Source organism: Sphaerotilus uruguayifluvii (assembly GCF_013294065.1).
Lineage (GTDB): Bacteria > Pseudomonadota > Gammaproteobacteria > Burkholderiales > Burkholderiaceae_C > Sphaerotilus > Sphaerotilus uruguayifluvii.
Window position 1 is genome coordinate 68,045 of the sequence record NZ_JABSNM010000019.1, and the last position, 16,221, is coordinate 84,265.

At 75.2% G+C, this 16,221-nt stretch carries 11 protein-coding genes; 6 read left to right on the forward strand and 5 right to left on the reverse strand.

Going from position 1 to position 16,221, the window contains the following annotated elements:
- Nucleotides 1-219: 219 nt before the first annotated feature.
- The 5 genes from HNQ01_RS17890 to HNQ01_RS17910 all read left to right on the forward strand — a co-directional run bounded on the left by HNQ01_RS17890 (nt 220) and on the right by HNQ01_RS17910 (nt 10,369).
- The gene (locus HNQ01_RS17890) at nt 220-384 is read left to right on the forward strand and encodes a DUF1328 domain-containing protein (protein ID WP_173806853.1); all 165 of its coding nucleotides are present in this window, start codon (nt 220-222) and stop codon (nt 382-384) included.
- 120 nt (nt 385-504) lie between these two features.
- The gene (locus HNQ01_RS17895) at nt 505-837 is read left to right on the forward strand and encodes a hypothetical protein (RefSeq protein ID WP_173806855.1); all 333 of its coding nucleotides are present in this window, start codon (nt 505-507) and stop codon (nt 835-837) included.
- Between the two features lie 126 nt (nt 838-963).
- Nucleotides 964-1,518: a BON domain-containing protein gene (locus HNQ01_RS17900; RefSeq protein ID WP_173806857.1), complete on the forward strand. Its 555-nt coding sequence runs from the start codon at nt 964-966 to the stop codon at nt 1,516-1,518.
- A 37-nt stretch (nt 1,519-1,555) separates the two neighbouring features.
- Entirely contained in the window at nt 1,556-1,777 is a 222-nt protein-coding gene (locus HNQ01_RS17905; RefSeq protein WP_173806859.1) for a hypothetical protein, read from the forward strand.
- Nucleotides 1,778-1,780: 3 nt separating this feature from the next.
- A complete protein-coding gene (locus tag HNQ01_RS17910; protein ID WP_173806861.1) occupies nt 1,781-10,369 on the forward strand; it encodes a GH36-type glycosyl hydrolase domain-containing protein in 8,589 nt (2,862 codons plus the stop codon).
- Here the strand turns inward: HNQ01_RS17910 and HNQ01_RS17915 are convergent.
- The 5 genes from HNQ01_RS17915 to HNQ01_RS17935 all read right to left on the reverse strand — a co-directional run bounded on the left by HNQ01_RS17915 (nt 10,358) and on the right by HNQ01_RS17935 (nt 15,347).
- The gene (locus tag HNQ01_RS17915) at nt 10,358-11,203 is read right to left on the reverse strand and encodes a metallophosphoesterase family protein (RefSeq protein WP_173806863.1); all 846 of its coding nucleotides are present in this window, start codon (nt 11,201-11,203) and stop codon (nt 10,358-10,360) included. The two genes, HNQ01_RS17910 and HNQ01_RS17915, sit on opposite strands and share 12 nt — an antisense overlap.
- A complete protein-coding gene (locus HNQ01_RS17920) occupies nt 11,200-12,210 on the reverse strand; it encodes a diacylglycerol/lipid kinase family protein (protein WP_173806865.1) in 1,011 nt (336 codons plus the stop codon). Before HNQ01_RS17920 ends, HNQ01_RS17915 begins: the two co-directional genes overlap by 4 nt.
- Nucleotides 12,211-12,232: 22 nt before the next feature.
- Complete coding sequence (locus HNQ01_RS17925; RefSeq protein ID WP_173806867.1) at nt 12,233-12,682, reverse strand: PRC-barrel domain-containing protein; 450 nt, start codon at nt 12,680-12,682, stop codon at nt 12,233-12,235.
- Between the two features lie 113 nt (nt 12,683-12,795).
- Nucleotides 12,796-14,094, reverse strand: a complete 1,299-nt coding sequence (locus HNQ01_RS17930; protein WP_173806868.1) for an AGE family epimerase/isomerase — start codon at nt 14,092-14,094, stop codon at nt 12,796-12,798.
- An 83-nt stretch (nt 14,095-14,177) separates the two neighbouring features.
- A complete protein-coding gene (locus HNQ01_RS17935) occupies nt 14,178-15,347 on the reverse strand; it encodes an alpha-D-ribose 1-methylphosphonate 5-triphosphate diphosphatase (RefSeq protein ID WP_217427603.1) in 1,170 nt (389 codons plus the stop codon).
- 174 nt (nt 15,348-15,521) lie between these two features.
- Here HNQ01_RS17935 and HNQ01_RS17940 point away from each other — a divergent pair, with 174 nt between their 5' ends.
- Complete coding sequence (locus HNQ01_RS17940) at nt 15,522-16,217, forward strand: DUF1045 domain-containing protein (RefSeq protein ID WP_173806869.1); 696 nt, start codon at nt 15,522-15,524, stop codon at nt 16,215-16,217.
- The last annotated feature ends 4 nt before the right edge of the window (nt 16,218-16,221 follow it).

Consider the following 16,221-nt stretch of genomic DNA (forward strand, 5'->3'; position numbering starts at 1 on the left):
CAAGGGCTGCGGCGCGTGAACGGCTTCACGCAGTTTAGGGCCGATGCGCTGCCGATGCAGTCGGCGCATTCCTACAGGGCGCACGCCCTCAGGCCCACACCGCGACGCGGCCGCGGCCCGATGGTCGCGGGCCGGTGGCGTTCCTAAAGTGGCTCCATGCCCGGCGCATCGCCGGCACCCCCCGATCCCCGGAATCACCTTCCACCCCAGGAGCCCGCCATGCTGCACTACGCCGTCGTCTTCTTCGTCATCGCCCTGGTCGCCGCGCTGTTCGGCTTCGGTGGCATCGCCGCCGGCGCCGCCGGCATCGCCAAGATCCTCTTCATCGTCTTCCTGGTCATGGCCCTGATCAGCTTCGTGATGGGCCTGATCCGCCGCGCCTGATCCGCCGCACCCGCCCCGGACCGTCGCAGGAGCCCGCGATGCTGATCCCCGCCTGTGCCGCCGATGTCGAGCCGCTGTGCGGCCGCTCCTGCGACCGTCTCGTCTTCAAGGACCGCTTCCATGATCACCACCAGCCCGTCGACGCCCGAGCCGAGCATCACCTCCATCTCCACATCGAGCGACGCCGCGACGCCTGGTGCCACGACGGCCCCGCCGAGGCCCGCTTCGGCGGACACGACGACGGCCGCCGCGGCACCGGTCTCCCCCGCCGAGCCTGAGGACGCCGACACGCAGGGGCCGGACGGCGAGCGGCTGCTGGCGCGGCTGCGCGACGAGGCCCTGGCCTGGGTGCGCGAGGAGCCGCTGAAGGCGGTGGCCCTGGCCGCCGCGGCCGGCGCGCTGCTGGCGCTGTGCCTGCCGGCCCGCTCCAGCGCCCGCGACGACCCGCCCTGACTGCGTGCCGCCCTGAGCGCGCACCGCCCGGTCGCTCCGCGCACCCCCCGTCATTCCCGCGAAGGCGGGAACCCACCCCGACCGCATCCGCATTCCCCATCCGCATCCCCATCCCAGGAGCCCGCCATGAACACCTCCCGCCTCACCGCCTCGTCCCCCGCCTCCCGCCGCGTGCTGTCGGTCACCGCCGCCGCACTGCTGGCGCTGACGCTGGCCGCCTGCGGCAGGCACGACGACGAGCGCACCGCCGGCCAGAAGCTCGACGGCGCCATCGCCTCGGCCGAACACAAGACCGAAGTCGCGAAGGCCGAGGTCAAGGACGCCGCCGCCGAGGCCCGCGCCGACATGAAGGACGCCGGCGCCGAAGCCCGTGCCGGCGCCAATGCGGCGGTCGCCGATGCCAAGGCGGCCGGGCGCGAGGTGGTGGCCGACGCCAAGGCCGCCGGCCGCGAGGCCGCATCCAGCGTCGACGACGCCGGCATCACCGTCGCGGTCAACGCCGCGCTGGCCGGCGACCCGAAGCTGAGCGCGCTGAAGATCGACGTCGACACCGACAAGGGCCATGTCGCGCTCAAGGGCACGGCGCCGGACGACAGCTCGCGCCGCCGCGCCACCGATCTGGCCCGGGCGGTCAAGGGCGTGGTTTCGGTCGACAACCGCCTGGTCGTCGCCAAGGGCTGACCCGACCTCATCCGACACGACATTCCAGGGAGATTCCATGACACCGACGCGACCGGCCAGCGCCCCGACCCCCACCCTGCTGCTCGAGGACCATCTGCACACGCTGCGTGCCCACCTGGGGCAGTGCCGCCATGCGCGCGGCCCGATGTTCGCGCTGGGCTGCCTGGCCGAGCGGGTCCATGCGCGCGTGGCCGGCCGCTTCGTGACGACCGTGATGGTCGCGGTGGCGGTGCTGCCGCTGGCGGCTTCCTGGTCCTGACGGATGGCTGCAGCGGCGAGCGAGGCGGTCGAGACGACCGCGGCCCCCGTCCCTCTCCCGATCGAGCCGCCGATCCGCTCGGTGCTGTTCGGGCGAGGCCATTTCGAGCAGCACGCCGCGCGGCTGGCGCTCTCGCATGAATGCCGTGCGGTGCGTGCGCCGGCCGCGGTGCCCTTCTTCCCGCGGCTCGACGAGAACATCGCGGTGATCCGCGGCTCGGTGGCGGCGCTGGAGCGCCTGTCGCGCGACGGGCTCAACCTCGGGCCGGCGGCGCAATGGCTGCTCGACAACGCCAGCCTGATCGACGAGCAGGTCAACGAGGTGCGCCGGCAGCTGCCGGCGCGCTACTTCGCGCGGCTGCCGGTGCTGTGCGGCGAGCCGCTCGACGGGCTGCCGCGCATCTACGGCATCGCCTGGGCCTGGGTCGCGCACAGCGACAGCGGGCTCGACGCCGAGCTGCTGTGCGCCTGCCTGCAGGCCTATGACCGCGAGCGCGAGCTGTCGCTGGCGGAGCTGTGGGCGCTGCCGACGACGCTGCGCCTGGTGCTGATCGAGAACCTGCGTCGTCTGGCCGAGCGCACCGCGGCGATGCTCGACGCACGCGAGCGCGCCCACTCGTGGCTCGAGCAGGCGCACGCGCCGGCGGCGCTGGCCGAGCTCGAGCACCTCGGCCAGGCGCTGTCGCGCCGCGGCGTGCTGCAGGCCTTCGCGCTGCAGCTCTCGCTGCGCGAGGCCGACGTGCCGCATGCGCTGCATGCCGGGCTGCAGGTCTGGCTCGACACGCACCTGCCCGACCCGGCCGCGGCGCAGGCGCAGCTGCACGACGAGATGACGCGCGACCACCAGAGCGTGCGCAACGCCATCACCTCGCTGCGCGGCATCGACCGGCTGGAGTGGCGCGAGCTGATCGCCTGCGTCAGCGTCACGGTGCGCACGCTGGCGCGCTCGCCGGTCTTCTCCGCCGAGCGCCAGGACACGCAGGACGAGACGCTGCGCGCGGTCGAGCAGCTGGCGCTCGACGGCGGCCTGCCCGAATCGCGGGTCGCCGCCGAGCTGATGCGCCGGGTCGACGCCGCGCCGGCGCCGGACGCGCCCGAGGCGGCGCCGGGCCACTGGTGCCTGGGCGCCGGGCGCGAGGCGCTGCGCCAGGCGCTCGGCCTGCCGCCGGCCGGATTCGCCGAGCGGCTGGCCGCCAGCCGGCGCTGGCGTGCCGGCCTGCATCTGGCGGCGCTGGGCCTGCCGACGCTGCTGATGGTGGCCTGGCTGATGCCGCACGGCGCGGCCGCCGCGCCCTGGTCGGCCGGGCTGCTGGCGCTGACCGCGCTGCTGCTGGCCTTTCCGGTCAGCGAGCTGGTCGTCAGCCTGGTCAACCGGCTGATCAGCGAGTCGGTGCCTCCGGCGCGGCTGCCGCGGCTGGCGCTCGACGAGGGCCTGGGGCCGCAGCGGCGCACGCTGGTGGTCATCCCGTGCATGCTTTCGTCCGACGCGCAGACCGACGAGCTGGTCGCGCAGCTCGAGCAGCATCACCTCTCGACCCGCGATCCGCAAGTCCAGTACGCGCTGCTGAGCGACTGGGCCGACGCCTCCACGCCGCATGCCGCCGACGACGAGGCGCTGCTGCAGCACGCCGAGCAGGCGCTGCGCACGCTCAACCGGATGCACGGCCCGGCCGGCGGCGCGGCCGACCGCGACGCGCCGGCCGCGCCGCGCTTCCTGCTGCTGCACCGGATGCGCCGCTACAGCAGCACCGAGGCGCGCTGGATCGGCCACGAGCGCAAGCGCGGCAAGCTCGAGCAGCTCGTCGGCTGGCTCGACGAGGCCGGCCGCAGCGCGGTGCCGCCCGCCTCGCCCTTCCTGGCGCTCGACGCTCTGACGCAGGTGCGCCATCCGGTGCGCCATGTCATGACGCTCGACAGCGACACCGACATGCCGCCGGGGCGGCTGCTCGAGCTGGTCGGCATCGCCGCGCATCCGCTCAACCGGCCGCGCCTGGACGCGCGGCACCGGCGCGTCGTCGCCGGCCACGCGATCCTGCAGCCGCGCGTGGCGCTGCCGCTGGCGGCCCGCGCCGCGCGCACCCGCTTCCACCGCCTCTTCGCCGGCCAGGGCGGCATCGATCCCTACAGCGCCGCCAGCTCCGAGATCTACCAGGACCTGCACGGCGAGGGCACCTTCACCGGCAAGGGCCTGCTCGATGTGCAGGCGCTGCACGCGGTGCTGGGCGCGCGCCTGCCCGAAGGCCATGTGCTCAGCCATGACCTGCTCGAGGGCGCGATCGCGCGCTGCGCCGGCGTCAGCGACGTGACGCTGGTGGAGGACGCGCCCGGGCATCCGGATGTCGCGGCCTCGCGCATCCATCGCTGGACCCGCGGCGACTGGCAGCTGCTGCCCTTCCTGCTGGCGCCGCGGCGCTGGCCGATGGCGCTGATCAGCCGCTGGAAGATGGTCGACAACCTGCGCCGCTCGCTGGTGGCGCCGGCGACGCTGGCGCTGATCGTGCTGGCGCTGGCCACCGGCGTGCTGCCGCCCGGCCGGGTGCTGCTGCTGGCGCTGCTGGCGCACGCGATCGGGCCGCTGCTGGGCACGGTCGCCGGTCTGGCGCCGAGCCGCGACGACATCTCGCTGGGCCTGTTCTGGCGCCGCGGCCTGGTCGACATCGCGCGCGCGCTGGGGGCCGGCGCCTGGCATCTGGCGCTGCTGCTCGACCAGGCGCTGCTGTCGCTGGACGCGATCGCGCGGGCGCTGTGGCGCCAGTGCGTGTCGCGCCGGCGCCTGCTGGAATGGACGACCGCGGCCGCCGCGGCCGCGGCCGCCAGCATCGCGCTGCCGGCGCTGGCGCGCCGCCACGCGCCGACGACGCTGGCCGCCGCCGCGCTGGCGGTCGCGCTGGCGCTGGCCGGGCCGGCGGCGACGCTGCCCTGGGCGCTCGGCCTGGCCCTGCTGTGGGCGCTGGCGCCGGTCTGGGTCGCCTGGGGCGCCCGGGTGCCGGGGCCGCCGCCGGCGCCGCTGGCCGAGCCGGTGCGCCAGTCGCTGCGTCATCTGGCGCGCGACACCTGGCGCTTCTACCTGCGCACCGTCACGGCGGAGGAGAACCACCTGCCGCCCGACAACCTGCAGCTCAGCCCGCAGCCGATGATCGCCTCGCGCACCTCGCCGACCAACATCGGCATGTACCTGCTGTGCGTGGCCACCGCGCGGGCCTTCGGCTTCATCGGCGTCGGCGACATGGTGCGCCGCCTCGACGCGACGCTGTCGACGCTGGAGCGCCTGCCGCGCCACCGCGGCCATTTCCTGAACTGGTACGACACCCGCACGCTGGCGGTGCTGCCGCCGGCCTATGTCTCGACGGTCGACAGCGGCAACCTCGGCGGCCACCTGCTGGCGGTGGCCGGCGCCTGCGAGGAGCTGGCGACGCAGCCGCAGCTCTGGCACGGCCAGCCGATGCTGCGGCTGGCGCTGGGCGAATCGGCGCAGCGCCTGGCGCCGCTGCGGCCGGTGCTGCTGGCCGGGCAGGTCACGCACCGCCTGGCGCAGCTGGCGCAGATGCGCGAGCTGCCGGCGGCCGACGCCGAGGACTTCGCGCGGCTGCCGCAGTGGCTGGCCGAGTCGCGCGTCGAGCTCGACGCGCTGTGGCAGCGCGTGCCCGACGCCGAGGTCGATGCCCCGGGCGGCGACGAGCGCAGCCTGTGGATGCTGCGCGACCACCTCGACACGCTGGAGGCCCTGCTGGAGGACCTGCGCGCGCCGGCCTCGCTGGAGGGCCGGCTGCGCGAGCTGGCGGCGCGCTGCCGCACGCTGGCGCTGGCGCCCGACTACGCGATGCTCTTCGATCCGGTGCGCCGGCTGCTGCACATCGGCCTGCGCGCCGACAGCGGCCAGCTCGACGGCAGCCACTACGACCTGCTGGCCTCGGAATGCCGCCTGACCAGCCTGCTGGCCATCGCCAAGGGCGACGTGCCGGTGCGGCACTGGTCGGCGCTGGGCCGGCCCTTCGCGGCGATCGGCGACCAGGTGGGCCTGCGCTCGTGGTCGGGCTCGATGTTCGAGTACCTGATGCCGTCGCTGGTGCTCGACGAGCCGCAGGGCAGCGTGCTCGACCAGGCCGCCCGCGCGGCGGTGCGGGAGCAGCGGGCGCAGGGCGCGCGCGACGGCCTGCCCTGGGGCGTGTCGGAGTCCGCGCATGCGGCGCGCGACCACACGCTGGCCTACCAGTACGGCCCGCAGGGCGCGGCGCGGCTGGCGCTGCGGCGCACCCCGCCCGACGAGCGCGTGATCGCGCCCTACGCGACCGTGATGGCGCTGATGGTCGACCTGCCCGAGGCGATGGCCAACCTGCAGCGCCTGGGCGACCTGCAGGCCCGCGGCCCGCTGGGCTTCATCGAGGCGCTGGACTTCACCGTCTCGCGCCAGGAGCGGCCCGGCGAGCCGGTGCGGGTCGACACCGTCATGGCGCACCACCAGGGCATGTCGCTGGTGGCACTGGCGGTGGTGCTGCTCGATGGGGCGCCGCGGCGCTGGCTGGGCCGCGACGCGCTGATGCGCGCGGTGCGGCCGCTGCTGCACGAGGCGCCCCCGCGCGAGGCGCCGCCGCTGGGCGAGCCGCTGCCGCTGCCGCCGCCGCGCCGGGTGCGCGTCGAGCGCACCTCGCTGACGGTGGACGTGCCGCAGGACGGCCCGGTGGCGACGCAGCTGCTGGGCAACGGCCGCTACAGCGTGGGCCTGCGCGCGCATGGCGGTGGCTGGAGCCGCTGGCAGGGCGTCGGCATCAGCCGCTGGAGCGACGACGCGCTGCGCGCCTCGCCCGGCACGGTGCTGTGGCTGATGCGCGAGGACGGCCCGCCCTCGGCGCCGACCACGCTGACGGCGATGCCCGCGCCCGATCCGTCGGCGCGCTACCGCACCACGCTCGACGGCGACCGGGTGGTGTTCGAGGCGCAGCGCCCGGACCTGCTCAGCCGCGTCGAGGTGCGCGTCAGCCCGGAGGACGATCTCGAGCTGCGCCAGGTCGAGCTGGAGAACCTGGGCGATCGACCGCTGCCGCTGCGCCTGGTCTCGAGCCTGGAGGCGACGCTGTCGGAGCCGCGCGCCGACGAGGCGCATCCGGCCTTCGCCAATCTCTTCGTCGAGGCGGCGGTCGACCGCGGCGACGCGGCGATCCACCTGCGCCGCAAGCCGCGGCTGCAGGGCGAGGCGGAAGTGCACGCGGTGCACTTCCTCGCCGGCGCGCAGGCCGGGCTCGACGAGCCGCCGCAGTTCACCACCGACCGCGCGCGCTGGCTCGGGCGCTGGCACGAGCCGCACCGGCCGCGCGCCGCCGAGGGCGCCGAGCCGGCCGGGCCGGGCGGTGCGCTCGACACCGGGCTGGACCCGGTGGCGGCGATCGGCGTGCGGCTGACGCTGGCGCCGGGCGCCCGGGTGCGGCTGACCTTCGCCACCGCGGCGGCGGCCTCGCGCGAGCAGCTCGATGCGCTGGTCGACAAGTACCGCCAGCCCACGATCGTCGACCGGGTCGCGGCGATGTCGCACACGATGGCGGCGATCCGGCTGCGCGAGATGCAGCTCGACGCCGAGAGCTGGGCCGCGCTGCTGCGCCTGACCACCGCGCTGACCGCGCCGCTGTCGCGCGAGGCGCCGCGCGGCGGTCCGGGTGCGCCGGCGCCGCGCTGCGACCGGCGCCTGCTGTGGCGCCACGCGATCTCGGGCGACCGCCCGATCCTGCTGGCGACGGTGTCGGACCTGGCCGGGCTGGCGCTGGTGCAGACGCTCAAGCGCGCGCTGCGGCTGTGGACGCAGGGCGGCCTGGCGGTCGACCTGGTGGTGGTCAACGCCGAGCCGGCGTCCTACCTCAGCCCGGTCCAGCATGAGCTCAACCTGATGCGCGAGCGCCATCAGGCGCAGCAGGACCCGGCGCTGCCGGCGGTGCGGCGCTCGACGCTGCATGCGCTGGCGCGCGCCGCGCTGACCGAGGACGAGCTGTTCACGCTGCAGACGCTGGCGCGCCTGCACCTGCAGGCCGACAGCCGCACGCTGGGCCAGCAGATGCAGCGCTGGACCGCACGCCTGGCGCAGCAGGACCGCCAGCGCCGCGAGCAGCCGGCCTGGCCGCTGGCGGACCTGCTGCCGCCGGCGTCAGGCGCGGTCGCGGCTCCTGCGGACCCCGCGGAGGCTCCGGACGGCCAGTTCGAGACCGACACCGGCGCGTTTGCCTTCGAGGTCGACGCACAGCGCCATCCGTCGCGGCCGTGGATCAACGTGCTGGCCAATCCGGGCTTCGGCACGCTGGTGTCGGAGGCGGGCGGCGGGCATGTCTGGGCCGGCAACAGCCGCATGCACATGATCACCGCCTGGTCGAACGACGCGCTGCTCGATCCGCTGTCCGACGGCCTGCTGCTGGTCGACCCGCAGCAGGACGGCCGCGCGCGCTGGATCGGCCGCACGCTCGACGGCGGCGGGCCGCGCCGCGTGCGCCACGGCCAGGGCTGGAGCGAGATCGGCCAGCGCTTCGGCGCGGTCGACACGCTGCTGCAGGTGGTGGTCGATGCCGAGGCGCCGCTGCGCCAGAGCCTGCTGCGTCTGACGCTGGCGCCGGGCGCCCCGGCGCGCCGGGTGCGGCTGACCGGCTGGGTCGAGTGGCTGATGGGCTCGGCGCGCCAGGAGCGGCTGTCGCTGCGCACCGGCGTGCTGGAGCCCGAAGGCGCGGGCGGTCCGGCGCTGGCCTGCACCCAGCTCGACCACCTCGGCGGCCAGGGCGGCGCGACCGCCTTCGTGCTGCTGCAGCCGGCACGCGCGCAGGACGCCGACGCGGTGCGGCCGGCCGGCTGGACCTGCGACCGCGCCGAGTTCTTCGACGCGCGCGGGCGCATGCGCCTGCCGCAGCAGCCCGGCGGGCGCAGCGGCGCCGGGCTGGACGCCTGCGCGGCGCTGGCGCTCGATGTCGAGCTCGTGCCCGGCCGCGCGGTCGAGCTGGTGCTGCTGCTCGGCCACGGCGAGGACCTGGCCGCGGCGCGGGCGCTGGCCGGGCAGGCCCGGCAGCGCGATCCGCACGAGCGCGCCGCGCAGGCGCGCCAGCGCTGGGACGCGCTGCTCGGCCAGGTCACGGTCGAGACGCCGGACCCGCTGTTCGACATGCTGACCAACCGCTGGCTGCCCTACCAGACGCTGGCGTGCCGGATGTGGGCGCGCGCCGCCTTCTACCAGGCCGGCGGCGCGATGGGCTACCGCGACCAGCTGCAGGACGCGATGGCGCTGACGCACCTGGCGCCGGAGCTGCTCGAGCGCCAGATCCTGATCCACGCCGCGCGCCAGTTCGAGGCCGGCGACGTGCAGCACTGGTGGCACGAGCCGGGCGGCGCGGGCGTGCGCACGCATTTTTCCGACGATCTGCTGTGGCTGCCGCTGGCCTGCGCGCGCCTGATCGAGCGCACCGGCCAGACCGCGGTGCTCGATCGCCTGCTGCCCTTCCTGGTCGGCGGCGAGATCCCGCCCGGCGCGGAGGATCTGTACGAGACGCCGCAGGTCGGCGGCACCCCGGCCAGCGTCTACGAGCACTGCGCGCGCGCCATCGACCGCAGCCTGCGGCTGGGCTCGCACGGCCTGCCGCTGATGGGCACCGGCGACTGGAACGACGGCATGAACCGCATCGGCCACCAGGGCCGCGGCGAGTCGGTCTGGATGGCCTGGTTCCTGTGCGAGGTGGTGCGGCTGGCGCTGCCCTGGGCCGAGGCCCGCGGCGACGCCGCGCGCGTCGCGCACTGGCGCCAGGCGCTGCAGGGCTGGCCGCAGGCGCTCGAGCGCCGCGCCTGGGACGGGCGCTGGTACCTGCGCGCCTTCTTCGACGACGGCTCGCCGCTGGGCAGCGCGGCGGACGACGAATGCCGCATCGACCTGATCGCGCAGGCCTGGGCGGTGCTGTCGGGCGCGGGCGACGCGCAGCGCGCCCGCCAGGCGATGGACAGCGCCTGGACGCGCCTGTTCGATGCCGAGCACCGCCTGCTGGTGCTGCTCGACCCGCCGCTGCAGCACCACCAGCCCGATGCCGGCTACATCCAGGCCTATCCGCCGGGCGTGCGCGAGAACGGCGGCCAGTACAGCCATGCGGCGGTCTGGGGCCTGATGGCGATGCTGCGGCTCGGCCAGGCCGACCGCGCCTGGGCGGTCTACACCGGCCTGAGCCCGGCGCACCGCTGGAACGACGCCCGGCTCGGCCCGCTGTACGCGCTGGAGCCCTATGTGATGGCGGGCGACACCTACAGCCAGGCGCCGTGGGCCGGGCGGGGCGGCTGGAGCTGGTACACCGGTTCGGCCGCCTGGCTGCTGCGCGCCTCGCTCGAGCATTTCTGCGGCCTGAAGCTGCGCGCCGGCACGCTGGCGCTCGAGCCCTGCCTGCCGCCGCACTGGCCGCAGGCGACGCTGCGGCTGGCGCTGGACGGCCGCCGGCTGACGCTGCACGCGGTGCGCGCCGGCGAGGGCGGGCGGCTGGCGCGCGAGCTCGGACCGGCGGCGCGCCAGCTGCAGCCGGGCGAGATCGTGCTGCGCGAGTCGCTGGCCGACGGGGCGGTGCTGTGGGTGGAGCAGGCGCCTTCAGCCGCGTAGCGGCGACAGCGCCAGCAGCTGCGAGGCCACGCGCCGGAAGGCGCCGCCTTCGGGCGGGCACTGCCAGGTCTCGCAGCGGCACAGCCGGCCGTGGCGCTCGCCGGAGAGCGCCTCCAGCAGCATCACGGTGTTCGGGATGCCCTCGCGCAGACGGCGCGAGATCGCGGTGCCGGCCTGGACGCTCCAGACCCGGCGCGGCGGCCGGGGCTCGGCGCCCGGGGGCGCGGGCAGCGGTTCGACCGCCACCGGCACGACGGCCGGCAGATGGATGTGGCCGCTCAGCAGCAGATCGGCCCCGGCGCCGGCCCAGGCCGACAGCGCCTCGCGGTGATGCGTCGGGCGGTGCACCTCGTCGCCGGTGCGGGTGACATGCAGCGGATGGTGGGTGACGACGACGCGGATCTGGCCCGGCGCGGCCGCCTGCAGCGCGTCGGCGGTGCGTGCGATCTGCGTGCGCGAGAGCGTGCCGTCGCGGTGGCGCCACCAGCGGGTGGTGTCGAGCGTCAGCACCTGCCAGCCGGGCAGGTCGAGCCGCGGCTCGCGCTCCGGACCGAAGGCGGCGCTCAGGCGCCGGTAGGGATGGCGCAGCCGCTCGGCCAGATCGAACAGCGGAATGTCGTGGTTGCCGCCGATCACCAGCCGGTGCGGCACCGGCAGGCGCGCCAGCCAGGCGTGCGCGCGGGCGAACTGCGCCGCGGTCGCGCGCTGGGTGATGTCGCCCGAGAGCACCAGCACCTCCGGGCGCACGCAGGCCACCAGCCGCTCGAGCGCGTCCTGCACGCCTGGCAGCTCGGTGCCGAAATGGGTGTCGGACAGGTGCAGCAGACGGCTCACGGCGCCCCCTGCGCTCCGATCAGCCACAGCGGCCGCGGTGCCACCGCGATGCGCAGCGGCAGCGGCAGCGTCATGCTCTCGCCGTCGATGGCGATGCGCACCTGGCGGCGCCCCGGCAGGTCGATGTCGAGGCTGGAGAAGTCGAAGTCGTGCACCGCCTGCGCCTGGCCGAGCCGCCCGGCCAGGCCCTGCAGGATCAGGCCGAGCATGCCGGCGCGGCCGACCGGCGCCAGCGTCAGCGCGCCGAGGCCGCCCTGGCGCAGCGCCGCGTCGGACAGGCCGACCTGGCGCAGCTGCAGCGGGTTGTTGCCGACGAAGAGGGTGGTGGCCTCGCGCTGCTCGCGGTGGCGTCGGCCGTCCAGGTCGGTGCGGGTGAGGTGCAGGCGCCAGCGCCGGTGCGGCCGCATCAGGCTGGCCAGTCCGGCCAGCCGCGCGACCCACTGGCTGCGGCCGTGGCGGCGCTTCATGGCTTCGCGCTCCTCCAGCAGCTCCGGATAGAGGCCGAGGCTGGCGTTGACCAGGAAGACGCGGCCGCCGATCCAGCCGAGCTGCACCGGTCGCACCGAGCCGCCGTCGAGCGCGTCGAGCAGCTGCGCCAGCGCCTGTGCGCCGTCGGCGCTCAGGCCGTGCTGGCGGCCGAAGAAGTTGAAGGTGCCCTGCGGCAGCGCGCCGAAGGGAATCTCGTGTTCCCAGAGCGCCTGCACGACGGTGTTGAGCGTGCCGTCGCCACCGGCGGCGATGACCACGCCGCCGTCGGCCTGCGCGCGCGCCACCACCCGCGCGGCCAGCGCGGGCAGCCCGGCCGGCGTGCGTGGCTGGTAGACATGCCAGCGCCGCGCACCGGGCGGCAGCTCGGCGGCCAGCCGCCGCGTCAGCTCGTCCGGGCCGCCGTGGTGGCGGCCGGAGCGCGGATTGACGATCAGGTGCAGCGGCGCGTCCTGCCAGTCGATCAGCGGCGCGGCCGGATCGGGGCAGAGCAGCTGCGCTGCGGGCTGCGGCGCGTTCATCGGAACACCGCCGGACGCCGGGTCAGCGCAGCGTGCCGCCGGCCGGATCGACCGGCAGGCCGTAGTGCGCATGCACGTCGCGGTGCCACTGCAGATCGCCGGCCTGCGTCGGCCAGTGGTCCTTGTCGAAGCCGGGCGCGTCCTCGAAGGTCTCGGCGCGGGCGTCGAGCACGAAGCACTGCCGGTTGGTGTCGAGCGTCAGCGCGCCCCACGGGATGGCGAACAGCTTCTCGCCCAGGCCCAGGAAGCCGCCGCTGGACATCACGGCATAGGCGATGCGGCCGCCCGGCACGTCGAGCATGATCTCCTCGATCTTGCCCAGGGTCTCGTCGGCGGTGTTGACCACCTTGTCGCCGGTCAGCGTCGAGGCGGTCATCAGCTCCGGGCCCGGGCCGCTGGTGTCGGACAGGCCCTCGCCGATGATGCGGGCACCCTGGGCGGCGGTCGTCGGGGGAATGTAGGTCGAGCTCATCGCGGACTCCTTCTGGCCTCCGGGCGGAGGCATGGGTGGGATGGAGACCCATGATGGACAGCGGCCGGTGCGCCGCCCGTCAGGCCGGGCCGGCTTCGCGGGCAGGACGCCTCCTACGCCGGGCGGACGAGGCCCGGCCCCCGGTCGGTCAGCTCGCCCATCGCCCGCAGCACGTCCCAGCACGCGCCCATCGTGTGGTAGTCGGTCTTGCCGGCGGGGCTCTTCTCGTCGGAACAGGCGCGGTTGTCGGGCGTGAGGATGCGGAACCACGCGCCGTGGCGGTGGTCGACCAGGTGGGTCCAGCTGTAGGCCCACAGCCGGTCGTAGGTGGACCACAGGGCGGCATCGCCGGTGCGGATCGCCAGCAGCGCCGCCGCCGCCAGGCTCTCGGCCTGGACCCAGAAGTACTTGTCGCCGTCGCAGACCGTGCCGTCGGGCGCGAAGCCGTAGACCAGGCCGCCGTGCTGCGCGTCCCAGCCGCGGCGCATCGCCACCTCGAAGAAATGCCGCGCGGTCGGCACGATCCAGTCCGGGCGCATCGCCTCGGGCAGCCGGCTTTCCAGCTGCAGCAGCAGCTTGGTCCATTCGGTCAGGTGGCCGGTCTGGAAGCCCCAGGGGCGGAAGATGTTGCTGCGGTCGTGGCGGTTGTAATCCCAGTCGGGCGTCCAGTCGGCGCGCCAGTGCTCCCAGACCAGCGCGCCGTCGGCGGCGTGCGGCGCGGCCTGCGCGGCCAGGCGCTGCGTGACCGAGGTCGCCAGCGTCAGCGCGCGCTGCAGGTACTTGGCGTCCTGCGTGGCGTCCCACGCGGCCAGGCAGGCCTCGCAGGCATGCATGTTGGCGTTCTGGCCGCGGTAGGGCGAGAGCGCCTGCCAGTCGGGCGAGGCCTCGTCGGCGTACAGGCCGTGGGCGGGCTCCCAGAAGCGCGTCTCCATCAGCGCGAAGCCGGTCTCCAGCCCGGCACGCGCCTCCTCGACGCCGGCCATCAGCGCGTGCGCATGCGCCAGCAGCACGAAGGCCTGGCCGTAGGCGTGGTTCGTGCCGTCGATCACCCGGTCGCGGGCGCCCGGCGCGCCATCCGGATCATGATCGATCACCCAGGCGTGGCCGCCCTGGGGCTGGGCGTGCGCCTCGTCGAGGAAGCGCAGGCCGTGGCGCACCGCCTCCAGCCACTGCGGCCGGCGCTCCAGGTGGCGCCAGGCCATCGCGTGGTTGAAGATGAAGCGGGTGCTGCTGACGAGGTGGCGGGTGCGCCGGTCGTGGACCGTGCCGTCGTCGCGGAAGAAGTGGAAGAAGCCGCCGGACGGGTCGATGCAGCGCCCGTCGTAGAAGGCCATCGTGTCGCGGATGTGGGCGCGCAGGACGTCGGGCGAGCGGAAGTCCGGCAGCGGGGAGGCGGGCAGGGTGGGCGTCATCGTGCCCGAATGATCGACGCGCCGCGGCGCGCCGGCCGGCCGTGTTTTCCCGCTGCGACCCGACGTCGGTCGCTAAACAGGCGTCAGCCGACGCGCCGTCCGCCGCGCCAGACGCCGAGCACCACCGGCCGGCCGGCGACCTCGCGCACCCGCACCAGGTCGGCGCGCAGGCCCGGCGCGATCTCGCCGCGGTCGTCGAGCCCGACCGCGCGGGCCGGCGCGCGGCTGGCCGTGGCGACGGCGTGCGGCAGGCGCCGCGGATCGGCCGGCGCGGCCGCGTCCTCGCGCGCCAGCATCCAGACCGCCGCCAGCAGGCTGCCGGGCACGTAGTCGGACGACAGGATGTCGAGTTGCCCGGCCGCCACCAGCTCGGCCACCGAGACGTTGCCGGCATGCGAGTGGCCGCGCAGCAGGTTCGGCGCGCCGCCGACGGTCAGCAGCCCGGCCGCACGGGCATGGCCGGCCGCCTGCAGCGTCGTCGGGAACTCGCTGATCGTCACGCCCAGCGCGCGCGCCTCGTCGACATGCGCCGGCGTCGTGTCGTCGTGCGAGGCCAGCGCCAGGCCGCGCCGGCGCGCCGCCGCCACGAAGGCGGCGCGGTTGCTCTCGATCCGGGCGAGGCGCTGCGCGTCGGGATGCGCGCTGCGCTCGAGCTCCTGGTCGAACTGCTGCGCGCTCCAGCCCTTCTTGTGGATGAAGTAGGCCCGCGCGCGGCGCAGGTCGCTCCACTGGCGCTGCCCCGGCGTGTGATCCATCAGCGAAAGCAGCCCCAGGCGGTGGTGGTCGTCGTAGGGCGCGAACAGCTCGAGCGCGTTGTCGGCCGGCAGCTCGCAGCGCAGGTGCAGCCGGTGGTCGGCGCGCAGCACGCCGGCCTCGTCGAGCGCGTCGAGCACCGCGAGCATCTCGCTCTGGTCGCGGCCGCGGAAGCCGCGCTGGTAGGGATCGCCGACCCCGATCGCGTCGAACACCGTCGTGATGCCGGCCGCGGCGATCTCGGCGTCGTGCGCCTGCACCGCGCTCCAGACCGGCAGCTGCACGCCCGGGCGCGGCATCGCGTGGCGCTCGTGGTTGTCGGTGTGCAGCTCGACCAGGCCGGGCAGCAGGTAGTCGCCGCCCAGGTCGATCGCCGCGGATCGCCCGACCGGTCCCGCATCGATCGCGGCGATGCGGCCTTGGCGCAGCACCATGCTGCCGCGGACCACCTCGCCCGCGAGCACCAGCCGGGCGCCGCTCAGAACCATCTCGTCATGCATGACCGCAAGTGTGGGGCCCGAAGCTTGGCGCAGGATGTGCAGATTCACCGGATCAGGGATGGTCCTGTCTGGTTTCGAATCTGCAATTCTCTCACGGTGGCATGTCACGTCCGGCCGGAACAGGGTAGGCTACGGGGCCTTGTCCGAACCGGTTCCCCTGCTTGTCCTGTCTCGATGAGTGCCCGCTACGCGATCTACCTGACTCCGCCCGCCGACCATCCGCTGTGGCAGTCCGGCTGCACCTGGCTGGGCCGCGATCCGTCCGGTGACGAGGCGCCGGCGGCGCCGGCCCGGCGCGTCTCGCCGTGGCGCTACGGCTTCCACGCGACGCTGAAGCCGCCGATGCGGCTGGCCGAGGGCTGTTCGCTGCAGTCGCTGCACCAGGCGCTGTGCGCGCTGGCGCGCGGCGTCGCGCCGTTCGAGATGCCGGCCCTCGAGGTCGGCTCGCTCGACCAGCTGATCGTGCTGCAGACCGCCGCGCCGCTGGCCGGCGACCATCCGCTGCAGGTGCTGGCCGACCGCTGCGTGACCGAGCTCGACGTCTTCCGCGATCCGCCGACGCCGGCCGACCTGACGCGGCGGCGCGCGCAGGGGCCGCTCGACGAGCGCCAGCAGGAGCTGCTGGCGCGCTGGGGCTATCCGCATGTGCTCGAGCGCTGGCATTTCCACTGCACGCTCAGCGACACGATCGTGGACGAGGGCGAGCGCGCGGTCTGGATGGAGCTCGCGCGCACCTTCTTCACGCCGGCGCTCGAGCAGCCCTGGGCCTGCGATGCGCTCAGCCTGTTCGTCGAGCCCAGCGTCGGGGCGCCGCTGCAGCTGCTGCGGCGCTATGCGCTCGGCGGCAGCGTGCCCTGCCCGCGCCACTGAGGCG